The organism is Arthrobacter sp. Soil761 (genome assembly GCF_001428325.1).
GTDB lineage: Bacteria > Actinomycetota > Actinomycetes > Actinomycetales > Micrococcaceae > Arthrobacter.
On sequence record NZ_LMSF01000029.1, the window covers coordinates 1 to 18,185 of the forward strand.

Here is an 18,185-nt window from a genome sequence, read left to right on the forward strand (position 1 = left end):
GGGACTCAACCCACTCGGCAGTCTCTTCCGGATCACGATCAGGCAGCTGGTTAGTCAACCCGCTGAGGATATGGGAGGTATCTTCTCCTGCAGCCACGGCAGCCTCTTTTCATCTTCGAATGCTCGGCTTAAGTTTTCATATTACGAGAAAACATTATTGCTAGATGAGATTAGTCAGACGCGGGGGTATGGTCAATGCGACCGGTGCCCCTGAGCCCGCAGAGTGCGCAGGCCGGGAGGAAGAAACAGTTTGTGACTGCCCGCCCATGCCGGCATTGCTTGACGCCCCCGTGACGCAGGTCATACTCTTATTTCACTATTCAATATCTCGATTCCGCAATGTGGAATAACAGAAACGACCCAAGGTCGGCCTCACCACACGGAATCCACCAAAGAATTGAGACCCCTATGCAGACCCCTCCATCGGCGGGCGTTGACGCGGACCTGGACCTGACAGCGCCGTCAGCCGGGCCGGTCCACCCGGCCGGCAGTGTCGAAGCCCTGTGCGAATCGGCCAGCGCGGCTTCCGGCAAGAGCATCAGCCCTTCCCTCTACAATGCAGACCTTGCCCCCACCAAACGCACGGGCCGCAGCTGGACGAGCTACAGCATCTTCACCCTGTGGGCCAATGACGTGCACAGCCTGGGCAACTACGCCTTCGCCATCGGGCTGTTCGCTTTGGGGCTGGGCGGGTGGCAGATCCTGATGGCACTCGGCATTGGTGCCGCGCTGCTGTTCGGCCTCCTTACCCTTTCCGGCTTCATGGGGGTGAAGACCGGCGTCCCCTTCCCGGTCATGAGCCGCATCAGCTTCGGCATCAGGGGCGCCCAGATCGCCAGCCTCCTCCGCGGCGCGGTGGCCGTGGCCTGGTTCGGCATTCAGACGTACCTGGCGTCCGTTGTCTTCCGCGTCATGCTCGTGGCCATGTTCCCGGGCCTCCACGACCTGGACCAGGACTCCCTCCTGGGGCTGTCCACGCTGGGGTGGATGGCATTCGTGGCCCTCTGGGTGGTCCAGCTGGTCATCGTCAGCTTCGGCATGGAGATGATCCGCAAATACGAGGCCTTCGCCGGCCCCGTCATCCTGGCCACCATGGCCGCAATGGCTGTCTGGATCTTCGTGGAAGCCGGCGGAAGCATCGCCTGGTCCTCCAACAAGGCCCTGGAAGGGCCGGAAATGTGGCTCACGATCTTCGCCGGCGGCGCCCTCTGGGTTTCGATCTACGGCACCTTCGTCCTGAACTTCTGCGATTTCACCCGCTCAGCCGTCTCAAAGAAGGCCGTGGTCCGCGGAAACTTCTGGGGCATCCCCATCAACATGCTCGTGTTCGGCGCCATCGTGGTGGTCATGGCCGGTGGCCAGTTCAAAATCAACGGGACCATCATCAAAAGCCCCTCGGATATCGTCCAGACCATCCCCAACACGCTCTTCCTGGTCCTTGCGTGCCTTGCCCTGCTGATCCTGACCATCGCAGTGAACCTCATGGCCAACTTCGTCGCCCCTGTCTACGCCCTGACCAACCTGTTCCCCCGGCGGTTGAACTTCCGCAAGGCAGCAATGGTCTCCGCCACCATCGGCCTGGTCATCCTGCCCTGGAACCTCTACAACAACCCGCTGGTCATCGTGTACTTCCTGGGCGGCCTCGGTGCCTTGCTCGGCCCGCTGTTCGGCGTCGTCATGGCTGACTACTGGCTGATCCGCCGTGGCAAGGTCAACGTCCCGGAGCTCTACACGGCATCACCGGAGGGCGCGTACTTCTACAGGAAGGGCGTCAACCCCCGGGCGGTCATCGCCATGGTTCCGGCCGCCGTCCTTGCCCTGCTGATCGCCTTCGTACCGGCACTGGCTGCCGCGGCACCCTTCGCCTGGTTCTTCGCAGCGGGCATTGCGGCGGCACTGTACTTCTTCATCGCCGACCGCAACCAAAGGCTGGACGACCACGACGGGGAAGCCATCGCCGTCGTCAGTACCCACTGAGCCAGTCACAAGCCAAGGACCTACCCAATGCGCATACTTGTCGCCAACGTAAACACCACGCAATCAATGACGGACTCCATCGCGGCCTCGGCACGCAGTGTTGCCGCTCCCGGCACGGAAATCGTGGGAATCACCCCGAGGTTCGGCGCGGACTCCTGCGAAGGCAACTTCGAAAGCTACCTGGCTGCCATCGCCGTGATGGACGCCGTCACCTCCTTCCCGGGAACGTTTGACGCCGTCATCCAGGCCGGCTACGGCGAGCACGGGAGGGAAGGGCTCCAGGAACTGCTGGACGTGCCGGTGGTCGACATCACCGAGGCTGCCGCCGGCACAGCCATGTTCCTGGGCCATAAGTACTCGGTGGTCACCACGCTGGACCGGACGGTTCCCCTCATCGAGGACCGGCTGAAGCTGGCCGGCCTGGACGCAAGATGTGCTTCCGTCCGTGCCAGCGGAATGGCGGTCCTGGAACTCGAGGAGGAACCGGAACGCGCCGTTGAGGCAATCATCAACCAGGCCATGCTGGCCGTCACTGAGGACAAGGCCGAGGTGATTGTCCTTGGCTGCGGCGGGATGGCGGGGCTGGACGAACAGATCCGGCAACGGGCAGGCGTTCCCGTAGTGGACGGTGTGGCCTCGGCCGTAACCATCGCCGAATCGCTGGTCCGGATGGGCCTTTCCACCTCCAAGGTGCGGACCTTCGCTGCGCCGCGTCCCAAGACCGTCATAGGCTGGCCGCTGAACAAGCCGGCCGTGCCGGTGCAGTTTTAGGCCAGGAGACCGCATGACCACTTCCCTTCCCACAGCACGCGTCGCCGTAGTGACCGGGGCCGGCTCCGGCATTGGCCGGGAGGTTGCCCGGCAGATGCTGGCCGACGGCTACCGCGTGGTGCTGGCCGGCCGCCGCGAGGCCCAACTTGCTGAAACGGCGGACGGCCACGCGGACGCCCTGGTGGTGCCGTGCGACGTCACCCGGCCCGACGACGTCGAACGGCTTTTCGAAGCAGCGCGCCGGAAGTGGGGGCGGGTGGACGTCCTGTTCAACAATGCCGGCGTGTTCGGCCCCGCCGCCGGGGTGGATGAGATCAGCCTGGAAGACTGGAACGCCACCCTTGCCGTTAACCTCACCGGGTCCATGCTGTGCGCCGCCGCTGCGGTAAGGACCATGAAATCGCAGGAACCGCAGGGCGGCCGGATCATCAACAACGGCTCCATCTCGGCGCATTCACCGCGGCCGCGGACGGTGGCCTATACGGTCACCAAGCACGCCATGACAGGCCTGACCAGGAGCATCGAACTGGACGGCCGGGGCTACGGCATCACCTGCGGGCAGATCGACATCGGCAACACCGCCACCGACATCATGGACACCATCGGCGTCGGCTCGGGCGCCCTGCAGGCAGACGGCAGCCGCAAGGTGGAGCCCATGTTTCCGGTGGCGGACGCGGCCCGCGCAGTACTGATGATGGCCAACATGCCGGCCTCGGCCAGCGTGGGGTCAGTAGTGGTCACCGCTGCGGGCATGCCCTTCATCGGTCGCGGCTAAGGCTTCTGCCGGGCCGGAGCAGCGCGAAGGGCCGGAGGGGCTAGAGGGGCAGCAGGGCTGACAGGTCCGCCCGCAGCCCGGACGCGGCCACCTTGCCGGCGCTGACTGCGTCGGCCCACTCCATCTGTCCCGTCACCATCGCAAGCCAGGTGGCGGCGTCGCACTCAATCACGTTGGGCGGGGTGCCGCGCGTATGCCGCGGGCCCTCAACGCACTGGGTGACGCCGAACGGCGGGACGCGCACCTCCACGGAGTTTCCCGGTGCACGCGCCGTCAGCTCCTCCAGCGAGTACCTGACGGCACTGGCCAGGACGGTTCGCGGCAAGGGAGCGTCCGACGACGGCTGGGCAGCTTCCAGCCATGCGTTCAGTGCTGCTTTGCCTTGCTGGACGTCAATACGACGGCGGGCTACGGCCATGCGGTCAGCCTTCCTTTGATGTCTGGTGTGGGAAGGGGTGTCAGTCCAGGAGGGCGGAAACAGCGGGGCCCAGGCGGATCTTTCCTACCGGCCGTCCGCCGCCCATCACCGGTTCCACAACCTGCTCCAGGGCGCTGGCAACTCCCGGGATCTCCACGGCCCCCGCCGCGGCGAGCAGCGTCAGGGCCACCAGCGAGGTGGCCCTGATGTTTCCGTCCAGGATCTTGACGGCCACGGACACGCCCTGCGGAGTGGCCATGGCCAGCACCCCCTCTGCCCCGATCTTGGCGATGATCTCCAGCTCGTCCATCACCAGGGTGTTGGCCTCGCCACGGCCCTGTACCGCCCATGGGTAATCGAGCATCGAAGTGGCGATGGTGGCGGCCCTGGCGCTGAAGCTCTGGTCCCCGGGAGCCTTGGCGAGCTGGGAGTACGCCCTGGCCAGGCCTTTCAGGGAGACAGCCGCCACGGGGGCGCCGCAGCCGTCGATCCCCAGGTGGGCGATCTTCTCACCCGTGTATTCCTCCACGACGGTGCGGACGCGCTGCTGCAGCGGGTGGTTCGGCTCCAGGTAGCTGTGCGTGTCCCACCCGTTTTCCGTGCAGGCCCACAGGAAAGCGGCGTGCTTTCCGGAGCAGTTGTACGCCAGCCGCGACTTGCCCTTTTCGGAGCGCACCAGCCAGTTCCGGGCCGTTTCATCCTGCGGCCAGGCCTCGGGGCACTGCAGCTGGTCTTCACGGACTCCGGCGGACTTGAGCATGCCCGCCACCACGTCCATGTGGTCCAGGGAGCCCGTGTGGCTTCCGCAGGCAATGGCCACCTGCGCGCCCCGCAGCGGAACCCCGGACTGCATGGCGGCCAATGCCTGGAACGGCTTGAGCGTGGACCGCGCGAAGATGGGCGTGTTGATGTCTCCGAGTTCGGTGACCACCGAGCCGTCGGCGGACAGGAGCACGGCGGAACCGATGTGCCGCGACTCCACAAAGCCGCTGCGTTCGATCACGGCCAGTTCGACGGCGGAGTCAACAGTGAAGGTGGCATGCGGATTATGCGGCATACTGCCAGTCTATGGGCCAGCCCCGCAGAAGCCCGGGCACTCCGGGCTGCGGCCTACTGCACGGTGACCATTATCGACTGCCAGCCTGACGCACCGTCAGGCACGGGATCTGCGCGCTGGTCGGTTTGGACCGCCCCGGTCCCGTCGGTTGCCCGTACCTTGATGTAGTGGGGGCCGGGCGTGGCGTCCCACTCGTAGGACCACTGGCGCCAGGTAACGGTGGACGCTTCGGCGGAGAGGGTGGCTTCCGCCCACCCGCCGTTGTCGATCTGGATTTCCACTTTGCTGATGCCGCGAGTTTGGGCCCATGCGGTGCCGCCCACCGCGACTTTTCCGGCCGGCACCTTCGCGAAGGACTTGGGCACGTCCACGCGGGCCATCGTCTTGATGGGGCCGCGCTCGGACCAGCCGCGCTCGGTCCAGTAGGCCTTGCTGTCCGCGAAACGGGTGACCTCCAGGTCCACCACCCATTTGGTGGCGGACACAAACCCGTACAGTCCGGGGACCACCATCCGCACGGGGTAGCCGTGCTCCAGCGGAAGCGGCTCACCGTTCATGCCGATGGCCAGCATGGCGTCCCTGTCATCCTGCAGGACCTCAAGGGGAGTGGAAGCGCTGAAGCCGTCGATGGACTTTGACAGCACCATGTCTGCTCCTTCTTTGGGCTTGGCGCGCGCCAGCACCTCACGGATGGGCAGGCCCAGCCACTTGGCGTTTCCGGCGAGGTTGCCGCCCACTGGATTGGACACGCAGGTGAGCGTGACGTGGGATTCGATCAGCTCGGCGTCGAGCAGGTCCTGGAAGGTGAGCGTCACTTCCTGCTCCACCAGCCCGTGAACGCGCAGTTCCCAGTCGTCAACGTTGATTTCCGGCACGCTCAAAGCCGTATCGATCCGGTAGAACTCGCCATTGGGCGTCAGCCACGGCGGGACGCCGGGGACCGTGGACTGGACCCCGGCCGGTACGGCGGCTGCAGCTTTCGCCGGCGTTGGCAGGCTCAACGCTTCACGGGCCTGGGCCACATTGCTGCGCGCCGCAGCCAGCAGCCGCCCACCGGTGGCGGCGATGCCCGCGGCTACGGCCGTGACTCCGGCAGTGGCGAAGAAGCGCCGGCGGCTGGTGCCTTCGCCCCCAGGCCGTTCGCCGCCGTCGGACGCTGTATCCGCCGGTGCTTCCGGCCACGCCTTCAGCCCCCACAGCGGCACCATCAGGCGGTGCAGGACCACCAGTCCGGCCAGGGTTCCCAGCACCGAAGGGATGGCGTCGGCGGGCCCCACGCCGGCGCGGGTCACCACGCTGGCCACGATCACGGCCCCCATGAAAAGTACACCCAGGACGCCGAGGGCCCATTTCCGGTAGGCCACCACGCCCAGGATGCAGGCGAGCACCGCAATGGTCAGGCCCATGCCCACGAATAGCGCTGTCTTGTCGTTGGTGCCGAACGTGGCGATCGCAAAGTCCTTGAGCCACGGCGGCGTGAAGTCGATGAAGGTGGACCCCAGGGCAAAGAGGGGGGTGGCGCGGGCGGTAAAAAATGCGCCAATCAGCTCCGCAACGGCAAGTACGACGGCGGCTGCCACCACGCCTGCCAACGCGGCCATGGTTCCGGCGCCTGTCATCCTGTTTCGCAGCTTTGTCATATGTATGGTTCGGAGCGGGCGGGACTCCGGATTGACCAGGCGGGGGAGGACACAGCTTAGGAGCGGGGAGGGTGCACAAAGTACCCTTGGACACTGTGAAGGTACTCGTCATTGGCCCCGGAGGCCGCGAACACGCCATTGTCCGCTCCCTGCTCGCCGACCCCAACGTGTCCGAGGTCCACGCGGCACCTGGCAATGCCGGCATCAGCAAACTGGTTCCCACCTACGAGATCAACGGCAACGATCCCGACGCCGTCGCCGGGCTGGCCGCACGGCTCGGTGTGGACCTCGTGGTGGTGGGCCCGGAAGCTCCGCTGGCCGCCGGCGTATCGGACGCCGTCCGCGAAGCCGGGATCCCCGTCTTCGGACCCAGCAAGGCAGCAGCCCAGCTGGAGGCCTCAAAGGCCTTCGCCAAGGAGGTCATGGCGGAAGCCGGCGTCCCCACGGCGATGGCCATGGTGGCCACCAACGCCGAGGAAGCAGCATCGGCACTGGACACCTTCGGCGCCCCCTACGTGGTGAAGGACGATGGACTCGCCGCGGGCAAGGGTGTTGTTGTCACCCGCAACCGCGATGAAGCTTTGGCGCATGCCCAGTCCTGCTTCGACGCCGGCGGCTCCGTGGTCATCGAGGAGTTCCTGGACGGCCCGGAGGTTTCCCTGTTTGTGCTCTGCGACGGGCAGAACACGGTGGCGCTCTCGCCCGCCCAGGACTTCAAGCGCATCTTCGACAATGACGAAGGGCCCAACACCGGCGGCATGGGTGCCTATACCCCGCTTGAGTGGGCCCCCGAGGGACTGGTGCAGGAAGTCCTTGAACGCGTGGCCCAGCCCACCGTCAACGAGATGGCCCGCCGCGGCACCCCTTTCGTCGGCGTGCTGTTCGTCGGCCTGGCCCTCACGTCACGCGGCACCCGCGTGATCGAGTTCAACGTCCGCTTCGGCGACCCGGAAACCCAGGCCGTCCTCGCCCGGCTCAAGACCCCCCTCGGTGCGCTGCTGATGGCCGCCGCCAAGGGCGAACTGGACAAGGCTGAGGAGCTGCGGTGGTCCAAGGAGTCCGCCGTCGCCGTCGTCATTGCCTCCGAAAACTACCCGGACACGCCCCGCACCGGTGACCGGATCCGTGGCCTCAAGAAAGTGGAAGCGCTGGACGGCGTGCACGTTATCCACGCCGGAACCGCCCTGGACAAGGAAGGCAAGGTGGTGTCCGCCGGCGGCCGTGTCCTGGCGGTTGTCGCCCTGGGCAGTGACCTGGTGGAGGCGCGCGAGAAAGCGTACGACGGCGTGGAGCTGGTTCAGCTGGACGGGGCGCAGTTCCGCACCGACATCGCCCGCAAAGCCGCCCGTGGCGAGATCAAGGTTCCTTACGGCGCCACCGGTTCGATGCCCATCGTGAAAGCAAAGGCCTGACATGACTGAAAACCGAGAGAACCGCGGCTACGCCACCAAAACACTGGATCTTCCCGGCTGGACCCACGTCTACTCCGGCAAGGTGCGCGACCTCTATGAGCCCGCCGACGAATCCATCCTGCAGCGCGTTGGGCAGGACTGCGTACTGGTGGTGGCCAGCGACCGCATCAGCGCCTTTGACCATGTGCTGTCCAGCGAAATCCCGGACAAGGGACGCATCCTCACGCAACTGAGCCTCTGGTGGTTCGACCAGTTGGGCGTGGAACACCATGTGCTCGGCTCCACGGTGGAGGACGGCGTCCCGGCCGAGGTTGAAGGCCGGGCCATGATCTGCAAGAAGCTGGACATGTTCCCGGTGGAATGCATCGCACGCGGCTACCTCACGGGCTCCGGCCTGCAGGAGTACAAGGCCTCCGGAACCGTATGCAACATCCCGCTGCCGGAAGGGCTGGTGGACGGATCCCGGCTGGAGCACGCCATCTTCACGCCGTCGGCCAAAGCGCTGATCGGGGAGCACGATGAGAACATCACCTACGACGCCGTAGTGGCGCTGGTGGGCGACGACATCGCGGGCCGCCTCAGTGAGTTGACACTGAAGATTTACACGACGGCGGAAAAGATCGCCCGGGAGCGCGGCATCATCCTGGCGGACACCAAGGTGGAGTTCGGCTACGACGCAGCCTCCGGGTCGATCACCCTGGGCGACGAGGTGCTGACCCCGGATTCCTCGCGTTTCTGGGACGCTGCCACCTACAAGCCGGGCCAGGCCCAGCCGTCCTACGACAAACAGTATGTGCGGGACTGGCTGACATCGGCGGAGTCCGGCTGGGACAAGGCCTCGGACACGCCGCCGCCGGCGCTCCCCGCTGAAGTAGTGGAACGGACCCGCAGCCGCTACGTCGAAGCATACGAGAAGATCACGGGGAAGGCGTTCTCCTAGAACAACCGGAAGCCAGGTAAGCCCGCACTGCGGGTTTACCTGGCCTGGTCAGCTGGCTTTCGCAGCCGCAGCGGCGGCGCGTTTCTGCGCCAGCTTAATCTCGAGGATCGCGTCCAGCGCCTGTTGAACCCGGTCCTGGGCGCCGGCAGTGGCGAAGGCCTTTTGGGCTTCCTCGAGATGCACCAGTGCTTCGTCCGTATCACCCGCGGCCTTGAGGGACTTGCCCAGGAGGAGGGAAACTTCACCCGCGGTGTGCTTGGCGAGCTCCGCGCGTTCGGCGTGGATTTCCCGCAGCTTTTCGACGGCGGCCACAATGTCCCCGGTCAGGTACAGCCAGCGGGCACGGATGAAGGCGACCTCCAGCTGATCGGACTTGTTCCCACCCACAATCGACAAGGCCAGTTCGGCACGTTCGATTGCCGACAGGGTCTCCGGCTCCACGATGCCCGAGGAAAGCCGGACGGCTGCGGAGGCCTTGTTGAACCGGGCCCACAGTTCGATGTCATTGGCGGGGGAGAGCAGGCGTGCTGCCCGCTCATGGTGTTTGACGCCTTCCGTGTAGTCATGCCGCATGAACGCAACGTTCCCCACAACCCAGGCCACCTCGCCGGCGAGCTGCGTAATGGAAAGCTCATCCACGTGGTCGATCATGGCCTGGCAATACTTCCAGGCCTCGTCGAGCCGCCCGCTTTCTGCAAGCGCCCCGATCAGCGCGTGATGGGCGTTGATGATCAGGGTGGATCCCTTGGGAAGCTGCCTGCAGAGGTCCACTGCCTGGATCCCCTGGTCCACGGCAAGGCTCAGCTGGCCTTGTCCCTGGTAGATACCCGCCAGCATCTGGTGTGCCCGTACGGCAAGGCCGGCGGATTCCCTGGCCATGGGGTGCTCCAGTAAGTGCTCCATGATCTTCTGGGCTTCGCGCCAGTTTCCCTGTTTGATGAGGCATTCGGCCTGCATATAGGTCATGTTCCACCAGGCGCTGGTGTTCCGCCCCTCGAGGGCAATCTTCGCGGCCGTGGCAGCGTGGCTTGCCGCCAGTGGATAATCACGAAGGTCCCACGCCTGGCGGGCATAGAGGCCTGCCAGCACGTACTCGGCGTCGCTCACGGAAATTGGCTGGCTCCAAGCCTCCAGCGCCTTGGGGGCCAGTTCCAATCTGCGTGCCAATTCTTCAATTACTTCGGCTGTCGGCTCCCGGCGGCCGGTTTCCAGCAGCGAAATGTAGCTGGGTGAATACAGGTCCTTGCCCAGTTCGGCCTGTGTCAGTCCACGCTCCAGGCGCTCCGCGCGGAGCTTTTCTCCGAACCCGTTGCCCACGCGTTTCCTCCTTCTGGACACTTGGGCTGCCGAATGCTTGACAGTCCCTGTGGAAAATATTTTACAATGTGTGTCAACAAGGACAGTGCTGGCTTTGTAACGAATCCGACTCGTATTGAGGAACTTATATGTTGAAGAAGATCGCAACCGCGGCCGTCCTGGCTGGGGCCCTGGCTTTTTCTGCGGCGGCTCCGGCCGTCCTGGCTTCAGGTTCCGTCGCCGATAATTCGGGTGTGTCGGTAGCTGTTGGTAACTGGCCTGATCCCGCCTCAGCAAAGGTGAAGAAGGACAAGAAGACCGATACTACCTACACAACGTACGTGGGCAACTGGCCTGATCCCGCTTAAACAGCTTCCTCACACAGGAGGCGGGAGTGGCCCCGGAGCAACAGCTCCGGGGCCACTCGTTTAACCCCGGGGTGCCGGGCCGTGACCACATCGAGACAAAAAAGAGGGCCTCCGCAAGGAGACCCTCTTTTCGTTATGGTCGGGATGACAGGATTTGAACCTGCGACCTCTTCGTCCCGAACGAAGCGCGCTACCAAGCTGCGCTACATCCCGATCCGCTGCAAAAGCAACTTTACAAGGATAGCCGATTCCGGGTCCCGATGCGAAATCCAGCCCGGTCCGGGGCGGGACGCGGGTCAGACCAGGGAGTCCTTCCACGCCCCATGCAGGTCGGCGAAGCGTCCGCCGCCGCCGATCAGTTCCTCCGGCGTGCCGTCCTCCACGATCCGCCCGTCGTGCACCACCAGGACACGGTCCGCCGTCTCCACCGTGGACAAGCGGTGGGCGATGATCAACGCCGTCCGGCGTCTGGCTTCCGTGCCGGCCAGCAGGCGGGCCAGTCCGGCCTGCACCAGGCGTTCGGACGGGATGTCCAGTGAGGAGGTTGCCTCGTCCAGGATCAGCACGGCCGGCTGCGCCAGGAACGCCCTGGCAAAGCTGATCAGCTGCCGCTGGCCGGAGGAGACCCTGCCGCCGCGCTTGTTGACGTCGGTGTCGTAGCCCTCGGGAAGTTCAAGGATGAATTCGTGGGCGCCAACTGCCTTGGCGGCCTCTTCGATTTCGGCGCGTGATGCCTCCGGCCGTCCCAGGGCGATGTTGTCCGCCACCGAGCCGCTGAACAGGAAGGCCTCCTGGGTGACCATGACGATGTTCCGGCGGAGGTCGGTGGTGGCCAGGTCGCGGAGGTCCACGCCGTCCAGGGTGAGCGTTCCGGAGGTGACGTCGTAGAACCGGGCGATGAGTTTGGCCAGGGTGGATTTTCCAGCGCCCGTTTGTCCCACCAGCGCCACTGTCTGTCCGGCCGGGATGTGCAGGTCCAGGCGCGGCACCACCAACGGACCGTCGCCATAGCGGAACTCGACGCCGTTGAAGTCGATGCGTCCCGTGGCGCTGGGCAGGGCCACCGGGTTCCTGGGTGGCCGGACCGTGGGAACCTCTTCGAGCAGTCCGGACACCTTCTCCAGTGCTGCCTGCGCGCTCTGGAATGAGTTGTAGAACATGGCCATCTGGTCCACCGGCTGGAAGAAGCGCTTGGTGGACAGGATGAGGGCCAGGAGTACGCCCACTGCCAGGCCGCCGTCCAGCACCCGGAATCCGCCGAAGAGCAGGACCACGGCAACGCAGACGTTGCCAATCAGCACCAGTCCCGGTTGGAAGATGCCGTTGAGGTTGATGGAGCGGACTGTGACCAGGCGGTAGTCCTCGGCGAGTTTCCCGTAGCGCTCCGAGTTCTCCTTCTCCTTGCGGAAGGCCTTGACGGCGCGGATGCCGGTCATGGTCTCCACGAAATGCACGATCAGCCGGGCGGAGACCACGCGGGACTCCCTGAAGGCAATCTGCGAGTGCTTCTGGTACCAGCGCGAAAGGAAGAACATCGGCACGCCGGCGGCCAGCACCAGCAAACCGCTCCGCCAGTCCAGGGCAAAGATGGTGACGGCGGTGAAGGCCATGAAGAGCATTCCCGAAGCCAGTGAACTGACCCCCGAGTCGAGGAGTTCGCGCAGTGCTTCAAGGTCTGAGGTCTGCCGGGCGATGATCCTGCCGGAGGTGTATTTCTCGTGGAACTCCAGGCTGAGCCGCTGCGTGTGCCGGAAGACGCGCACCCTGAGGTCCAGCAGCATCGCCTGGCTGAGCCGCGCCGTGGAGGTGACGTACAGGGCGGTGAGTCCCGCCGTCGCAATGGCTGCCAGAAGGTAGCCGACGCCGGTGAACACCAAGGGGGCGTTGTTGCCGGCCTGGAGGGCGGGAAGGGCATGGTCGATCCCGAACGCGATCAGTGCCGGGCCGGCCACCCGCGCGGCCTGGGACAGGACCACCATGGCGATGGTCAGCCAGAACCGCGCCCGCACGGGACGGATCAGCGATCGCAGCAGGGCAAGTGACCGCCGTCGTACTGCCCGGCTGTCGCTCTTGCTGAGGTGGGCATTGTCTTCATTTGCGGTGCCGAACGTTGCAGTGCTCATCGGGACACTTCCTCAGCATTGTCTTCAAGTGCCGACAGTTCAGAGTCCAGGTCCCGCGGCTCCCGGTCCAGGCTGGCGATGACGTAGCGGTAGTGCTGGTTATGGGCCAGCAGTTCGGTGTGCGTTCCGACGGCGGCGATGCGGCCGTCTTCCAGCAGGGCCACCCGGTCCGCGAGGGCCACCGTGGACGGCCGGTGGGCCACGATCAGGGTGGTGGTGTCCTTCAGGACCTCGCGGAGGCGGGCCTCCACCAGCTCCTCGGTGTGGACGTCCAGGGCTGACAGCGGGTCGTCCAGGACCAGGATCCGCGGACGGGCGGCGATGGCACGTGCCAGGGCGATCCGTTGCCGCTGGCCGCCGGACAGGCTCAGGCCTTCCTCGCCGATCAACGTGTCCACACCCCCGGGCAGGGAATAGGCGAAGTGCGCCTGCGCCACATCGAGGGCCTCGTCCAGGACCTCCTCTGTGCGGGCCGGGGCGCCGAGCAGGACGTTGTCCCGCACGGAATTGGAAAAGAGCGTGGTGTCCTCGAAGGCCACCCCCACGATCCGGCGCAGCTCCTCCACGCCGAAGTCCCGGATGTCGACGCCGTCGATGGTGATGGCGCCGCCGGTGACGTCGTACAGGCGCGGCACCAGCTGGATCAGCGCACTCTTGCCGCTGCCGGTGATGCCCACCAGGGCCATGGTTTCGCCGGGCCGGATGTCCAGGTTGATGTCCTTGAGAATGGGCTTGTCCGGGGCGTCCTCGAAGGCGAAGGTTGCGTTGTTGAAGCGCAGTGCCCCGGCCAGCTCAGCCGGCCGGCGGGGCTGGGCGGGACTGGTGATGGTGTTTTGCGTGTCCATCACTTCGTAGTGGCGGTCGACGGCGGTCTTGGCGGTGAGTGCCATGGCCAGCAGCATGCCGGAGAATTCCACGGGGGAGGCGATGACTGCCGCGGTGGCGAAGAACGCCACCAGGGAGCCGATGCTCAACTGGCCGCTGGCGCACAGCATGACCCCGACCACCAGGCCGGCTCCCAGGGCGAGTTCAGGAAGCAGGGTGACCACCATGGTGAACGTTGCCTGGTGGCGTGCCTTCTCGATCTCTGTCTGGCGCAGGCCTTCTGCCTGCTCGTTGAAGTTTTCCAGGGCTTCCCGGCTGCGTCCGAAGGCCTTGAGCACGCGGATGCCGTGGACCGATTCCTCCACGGTGGTGGCAAGGTCGCCGGCCTGGTCCTGGCTTCGCCGCGCCACCTTGCTGAACCGGGTGCGGAACCGGAAGCTGTTGATGGTGATGGGAACGGCGGCGGCCAGGAAGATCAGGGCCAGCTGCCAGCTCATGGCGAACATGGCCACGACGCCGATGATCACCGTCAGGGTGGTGACCACCAGCATGATGGCGCCAAAAGCCATCCAGCGGCGCAGGAAGTTCAGGTCCGTCATGGCCCGGGACAGCAATTGGCCGGATCCCCACCGGTCGTGGAAGGAGACGGTCAGGTCCTGCAGATGGTTGTAGAGGGACACCCGCATGCGGGTCTCCACGGTGGTGGCGGGGTTGATGACGAACTGCCGGCGCAGCGCCACCAGTCCGGCTTCAGCGATGCCCAGGACCAGGATGACGGCAGCCGACACCCAGACCGCCTCCGGCGTGGCCCCTGGCTGCAGCGCGGTATTGACCAGGACCCGCAGCACCTGGGGGATGGTCAGCGCCACGACGCTGGCGAGCAGGGCGCACAGGAGTCCCAGCAGGAGCCTGGGGATGATGGGCCGGACGTGCGGATAAAGACGGCTGATGGATCGGAAAAATGGAGTCTGCTTGGCCATGCCCGCTTCTCAAGCTCTAAAACGAATGTAGTTTCCTCTAGCAACTACCCTATGCCATTGGCGTGAGGCGGTTCACAGGGATTTGCGGTGCTGGCCGGCTGCTTGCCCAGTTATTGCAGACCGTAATGCTTTCGGTTCAGTTGGGGGAGGTAAGGGTCAGCAGGACGGCCTCGGGTTTGCAGGCGATCCTTACCGGGGCGAAGCGTGAGGTGCCGATGCCGCCGGACACGTTGACCGGCGTCGTGCTTCCGTTGCTTGTCCAGTCGTTGAGGCCCTTCGCCCGCCAAGTGGGGAGGTCGCAGTTGGCCACGAGGGCGCCATACCCGGGGATGCACAGCTGGCCGCCGTGTGTGTGGCCGGCCAGCAGGAGGTCCGCGCCGTTTTCGGTGAAGTGGTCCAGGACCCGCTGGTACGGTGCATGGATGACCGCGATCCTGAGGTGGTCCTTGGCATCCTGGCTGACCGTTCCACGGGGCCAGCCGGCGTACCGTTCCCGGTTCAGGTGCGGGTCGTCGACGCCGGAGAAATCGAAGCGCATGCCGTTGAGGACCAATGACTGGTGGCGATTGGTCAGGTCCACCCAGCCGCTCATGCCGAAGCCGGACCGCAGGCGCGGCCAGTCGAGGGCAACCGGCTTGGGCTTCGCCTTGGACGGCCCCAGCAGGTAGGACGCAGGGTTCTTTGGGCTGGGCGCGAAGTAGTCGTTGGACCCGGGGACAAAGACGCCGGGGAACTGCAGCAGCGGTTTCAGGGCATCCAGCAGCGGGTCCACAGCCTTCACGTGGCTGAGGTTGTCGCCGGTGTTCACCACCAGGTCCGGCCTGAGGTCCGCCAGGGACCTTAGCCAATCAGCCTTCTTCCGCTGCCCCGGCACGAAGTGGATGTCGCTCAGGTGCAGGATGCGGAACGGACCGCGGCCGGGAGGGAGGATGGCCAGGGTTTCCTCCCGGAGGACGAACTGGTTCTTCTCCCACAGGCCGTAGCCGAAGGCTGCCATTCCGGCCGCGGCCCCGGCGCCTGCAGTGACGGCAAAGCCGCGCCCGATTGCGCGGGCGCGGCCTGCCAGGCTGTCGATGCTCATGCGTGCTTAGCCGTTGCCCTTTCCATTCCCGTTGCCATTGCTGGTGGGGGCGGGGGCCGGCGCCTGGGTGGCGGGCGCCTGCGTTGCCGGCGTGGACGGTACGGGAGCCTGGGTGGCCTGCGGGGTGGTCCTTCCAGGCGAAGTAGTGGTTGTTCCGTTGACCATGTTGCTCGGCGGTGCCGGGAACGGGTTGGTGCCGTATGCCGGGGCGATCTTCGCCATGTAGCTGGAGAACATGGGACCGGCGATCATGTAACCATCGATGCCTTTATAGAACTTGCCGTTGACCGTGATGTTCTGCCCTGCACGGTCCTGTGCTCCCAGCGGGTCGCCGAACCAGGCGGCCGTTGCCAGGCCGGTGGTGTGCCCAACAACCCAGGTGGAGCCGTTGTTGTTGGACGTACCGGTCTTGGCGCCAATGGGGAAGCTGGTCTTGGTGGAAATCCGGGGCTGGATCAGCGAACCGGAGCCCCTGTTCAGCACTTCCTGGAGCGCGTAGTTCACGCCGCGTGCAACCTCCGGTTTGATGGCGTCACGGCAGCTGCTGGACTGTGCCGGGAGCTGCTTGCCGGTGGCGTCCGTCACCGAGGTGATGGCGATGGGCTCGCAGTACTTGCCGTCGTTAGCGAAGGTGGCAAACGCGCTGGCCATGGTCAGCGGAGAGGTCTGCGTGGACCCCAGCAGGTTGCCCAGCGTCATCATGTTCACCTTGGGGTTCGGCTCGCTGCCGTCCGCTGAGGGCAAGCCGCTGTGCAGTCCCACCGCATCGGCGATCTTCTGGATGCCGCAGAAGTCCAGCTGTGCCGCGGACGCAAACGTCACCGTGTTGATCGAGTTGTAAAGGCCCTCCAGGACCGACAGCGGCTTGTACCACTGGGGCTCGGCGTTCTGGAGGTCGTCTGCCGCGTCCAGGCCCGCGTTCTTCTGCGCCGTGCTGTAGGCACCCTGGACCTTGCCGCAGGTGTTGCGCCACGGATAGCCGATCGGGTAGACGCGCTGGGCCGCGTTGACCATGGTGTTCATGGACTTGCCCTCGTTGAGCCACTCGGCAAAGGTGAACGGCTTCATGGTGGACCCGGGCTGGGCGCCGCCCATGCCGTTGAGGTCGTTGCCGTCCTTATCCAGCTTGTCCACGTTGAAGTTGAGCTGGGAATCGAAGCCCTGGCCGGGCAGGAATGTGGTGTTCTGGGCCATTGAGATGATCTTGCCCGTACCCGGCTGCACCGACACCATGGAGGCGCCCCACTTGTCGGGGTTGGCGCCGGCGGCGGCATTGGCCTGCTCCTGGGCCGTGGCCTGGGCCTTGGGGTCCAGTGTGGTGGTGATGGTCAGCCCGCCGCCGTAGATCAGCCGCTGGCGCTCCTTGACGTCCGCGCCGTAGGCAGGGTTGTTCTCCAGCAGGTGCAGGATGTAGTCGCAGAAGTACGGGGCCGAGGCCGCGTAGGCGCAGCCCTGCTTGGGCTGGGTCACCTTGGGCTCCACCGGAGTGGCGACGGCCGCGTCGTGTTCCGCCTGGGTGATCTTCTTCTGGTCAAGCATCAGTCCCAGCACCAGGTCCCTGCGCTGCTTTGACTTCTCGGGATTGATGATGGGGTCAAAGGCGGAGGGGCTGTTCACCAGGCCGGCCAGCAGCGCTGCCTGGGGGAGCGTCAGGTCCTTGGCGGTGGTGCTGAAGAAGTACCTGGAAGCGGCCTCGATGCCATATGCATCACGGTTGAAGAACACGATGTTCAGGTAGCCCTCAAGGATCTGGTCCTTGCTGAACTCCTTCTCCAGGGCGATGGCGAGCTTCATCTCGCGGAGCTTGTCACCAACACCCTTGTTGACGCCGTTCAGCTTGATCTGGTCCTCCTCGCCGGCGGCGGCGAGGTTGGCGTTGAGAACGTTGTTGACGTACTGCTGCGTGATGGTGGAGGCACCCTGCTTGTTGCCTCGGATGGTGCTGACCAGCGCGCGGAGGATACCGGTGGTGTCCACGCCGCCGTGGTCATAGAACCTGCTGTCCTCGACGGCGAGGATGGCGTTCTTCATGTTCGGTGAAATCTGGTCCAGCGGAACCTTGGTGCGGTTCTCGGTATAGACGCTGGCGATCTCGCTGCCGTCGGCAGCCAGGATCCGGGTGGTCTGGCTGGGGGGATCTACCTTCAGCTCCGCCGGAAGGGAATCGAAAAAGTCGATGGAACCGCTTGCCGCGCTGCCGGAGACGGCCGCGGCAGGCACCAGGAGGCCTGCCACGAGGACACCGCAAATTGCGCTCACACCAAGGAAAAGAAGGATCTTACCCAGTGTGGTGGCAGTGTCGAATAAGGGGTTCTTGCGAGTCGCCATGTTTTCCACTTTACCGGCAAGGGCTACGCTTTCTTTCATGACCAAATGGGAGTACGCGACGATTCCGCTCATTATCCACGCCACAAAGCAGATCCTGGACCAGTGGGGAGAGGACGGCTGGGAGCTCGTCCAGGTAGTCCCCGGACCTGACGGCAACGGCCTTGTCGCCTACCTCAAAAGGGAGAAGCAGTAGC

Annotated in this window: 15 protein-coding genes and 1 tRNA gene; 7 read left to right on the top strand and 9 right to left on the bottom strand. The window is 65.2% G+C overall.

Annotated elements, in window-relative coordinates:
- Window positions 1–408: 408 nt before the first annotated feature.
- Genes ASG79_RS16430 through ASG79_RS16440 form a run of 3 tightly spaced genes read left to right on the top strand, consistent with a single transcriptional unit; the run spans window position 409 to window position 3,523 of the window.
- Window positions 409–1,977, top strand: coding sequence for an NCS1 family nucleobase:cation symporter-1 (locus tag ASG79_RS16430; protein WP_018768996.1), 1,569 nt, complete (start codon window positions 409–411; stop codon window positions 1,975–1,977).
- A 27-nt stretch (window positions 1,978–2,004) separates the two neighbouring features.
- Window positions 2,005–2,748, top strand: coding sequence for an aspartate/glutamate racemase family protein (locus tag ASG79_RS16435; RefSeq protein ID WP_056392547.1), 744 nt, complete (start codon window positions 2,005–2,007; stop codon window positions 2,746–2,748).
- A gap of 13 nt (window positions 2,749–2,761) precedes the next feature.
- A complete protein-coding gene (locus tag ASG79_RS16440) occupies window positions 2,762–3,523 on the top strand; it encodes an SDR family oxidoreductase (RefSeq protein WP_056392549.1) in 762 nt (253 codons plus the stop codon).
- Between the two features lie 40 nt (window positions 3,524–3,563).
- On the opposite strand, the gene ASG79_RS16445 is transcribed toward ASG79_RS16440, so the two are convergent.
- Genes ASG79_RS16445 through ASG79_RS16455 form a run of 3 tightly spaced genes read right to left on the bottom strand, consistent with a single transcriptional unit; the run spans window position 3,564 to window position 6,638 of the window.
- Entirely contained in the window at window positions 3,564–3,941 is a 378-nt protein-coding gene (locus tag ASG79_RS16445; RefSeq protein ID WP_056392552.1) for a sterol carrier family protein, read from the bottom strand.
- 40 nt (window positions 3,942–3,981) lie between these two features.
- Window positions 3,982–4,998 (bottom strand): asparaginase, encoded by a 1,017-nt coding sequence (locus ASG79_RS16450; RefSeq protein WP_056392554.1) that lies wholly within the window; start codon window positions 4,996–4,998, stop codon window positions 3,982–3,984.
- A 53-nt stretch (window positions 4,999–5,051) separates the two neighbouring features.
- The gene (locus ASG79_RS16455) at window positions 5,052–6,638 is read right to left on the bottom strand and encodes a molybdopterin-dependent oxidoreductase (protein WP_056392556.1); all 1,587 of its coding nucleotides are present in this window, start codon (window positions 6,636–6,638) and stop codon (window positions 5,052–5,054) included.
- A 95-nt stretch (window positions 6,639–6,733) separates the two neighbouring features.
- Between ASG79_RS16455 and purD the strand changes: the two genes are divergently transcribed.
- Window positions 6,734–8,050: a phosphoribosylamine--glycine ligase gene (purD, locus tag ASG79_RS16460; protein ID WP_056393097.1), complete on the top strand. Its 1,317-nt coding sequence runs from the start codon at window positions 6,734–6,736 to the stop codon at window positions 8,048–8,050.
- 1 nt (window position 8,051) lies between these two features.
- Window positions 8,052–8,990 (top strand): phosphoribosylaminoimidazolesuccinocarboxamide synthase, encoded by a 939-nt coding sequence (locus tag ASG79_RS16465; protein ID WP_018768989.1) that lies wholly within the window; start codon window positions 8,052–8,054, stop codon window positions 8,988–8,990.
- Window positions 8,991–9,038: 48 nt separating this feature from the next.
- Here ASG79_RS16465 and ASG79_RS16470 read toward each other — a convergent pair whose 3' ends face one another.
- Entirely contained in the window at window positions 9,039–10,307 is a 1,269-nt protein-coding gene (locus ASG79_RS16470; RefSeq protein ID WP_056392558.1) for a helix-turn-helix domain-containing protein, read from the bottom strand.
- Between the two features lie 128 nt (window positions 10,308–10,435).
- Between ASG79_RS16470 and ASG79_RS16475 the strand changes: the two genes are divergently transcribed.
- Window positions 10,436–10,654, top strand: a complete 219-nt coding sequence (locus ASG79_RS16475) for a hypothetical protein (protein ID WP_018768987.1) — start codon at window positions 10,436–10,438, stop codon at window positions 10,652–10,654.
- 136 nt (window positions 10,655–10,790) lie between these two features.
- Here ASG79_RS16475 and ASG79_RS16480 read toward each other — a convergent pair.
- The 5 genes from ASG79_RS16480 to ASG79_RS16500 all read right to left on the bottom strand — a co-directional run bounded on the left by ASG79_RS16480 (window position 10,791) and on the right by ASG79_RS16500 (window position 17,991).
- Window positions 10,791–10,867: transfer RNA gene (locus ASG79_RS16480), tRNA-Pro, on the bottom strand.
- A gap of 83 nt (window positions 10,868–10,950) precedes the next feature.
- Entirely contained in the window at window positions 10,951–12,777 is a 1,827-nt protein-coding gene (locus ASG79_RS16485; RefSeq protein WP_056392561.1) for an ABC transporter ATP-binding protein, read from the bottom strand.
- The gene (locus tag ASG79_RS16490; RefSeq protein WP_056392563.1) at window positions 12,774–14,582 is read right to left on the bottom strand and encodes an ABC transporter ATP-binding protein; all 1,809 of its coding nucleotides are present in this window, start codon (window positions 14,580–14,582) and stop codon (window positions 12,774–12,776) included. Before ASG79_RS16490 ends, ASG79_RS16485 begins: the two co-directional genes overlap by 4 nt.
- 136 nt (window positions 14,583–14,718) lie before the next feature.
- Complete coding sequence (locus ASG79_RS16495) at window positions 14,719–15,663, bottom strand: metallophosphoesterase (RefSeq protein WP_056392564.1); 945 nt, start codon at window positions 15,661–15,663, stop codon at window positions 14,719–14,721.
- A 6-nt stretch (window positions 15,664–15,669) separates the two neighbouring features.
- Window positions 15,670–17,991: a transglycosylase domain-containing protein gene (locus ASG79_RS16500; protein ID WP_043424879.1), complete on the bottom strand. Its 2,322-nt coding sequence runs from the start codon at window positions 17,989–17,991 to the stop codon at window positions 15,670–15,672.
- Between the two features lie 37 nt (window positions 17,992–18,028).
- On the opposite strand from ASG79_RS16500, the gene ASG79_RS23570 reads away from it, so the two are divergent.
- Window positions 18,029–18,184, top strand: a complete 156-nt coding sequence (locus ASG79_RS23570; protein ID WP_009359196.1) for a DUF4177 domain-containing protein — start codon at window positions 18,029–18,031, stop codon at window positions 18,182–18,184.
- Window position 18,185 lies beyond the last annotated feature (1 nt).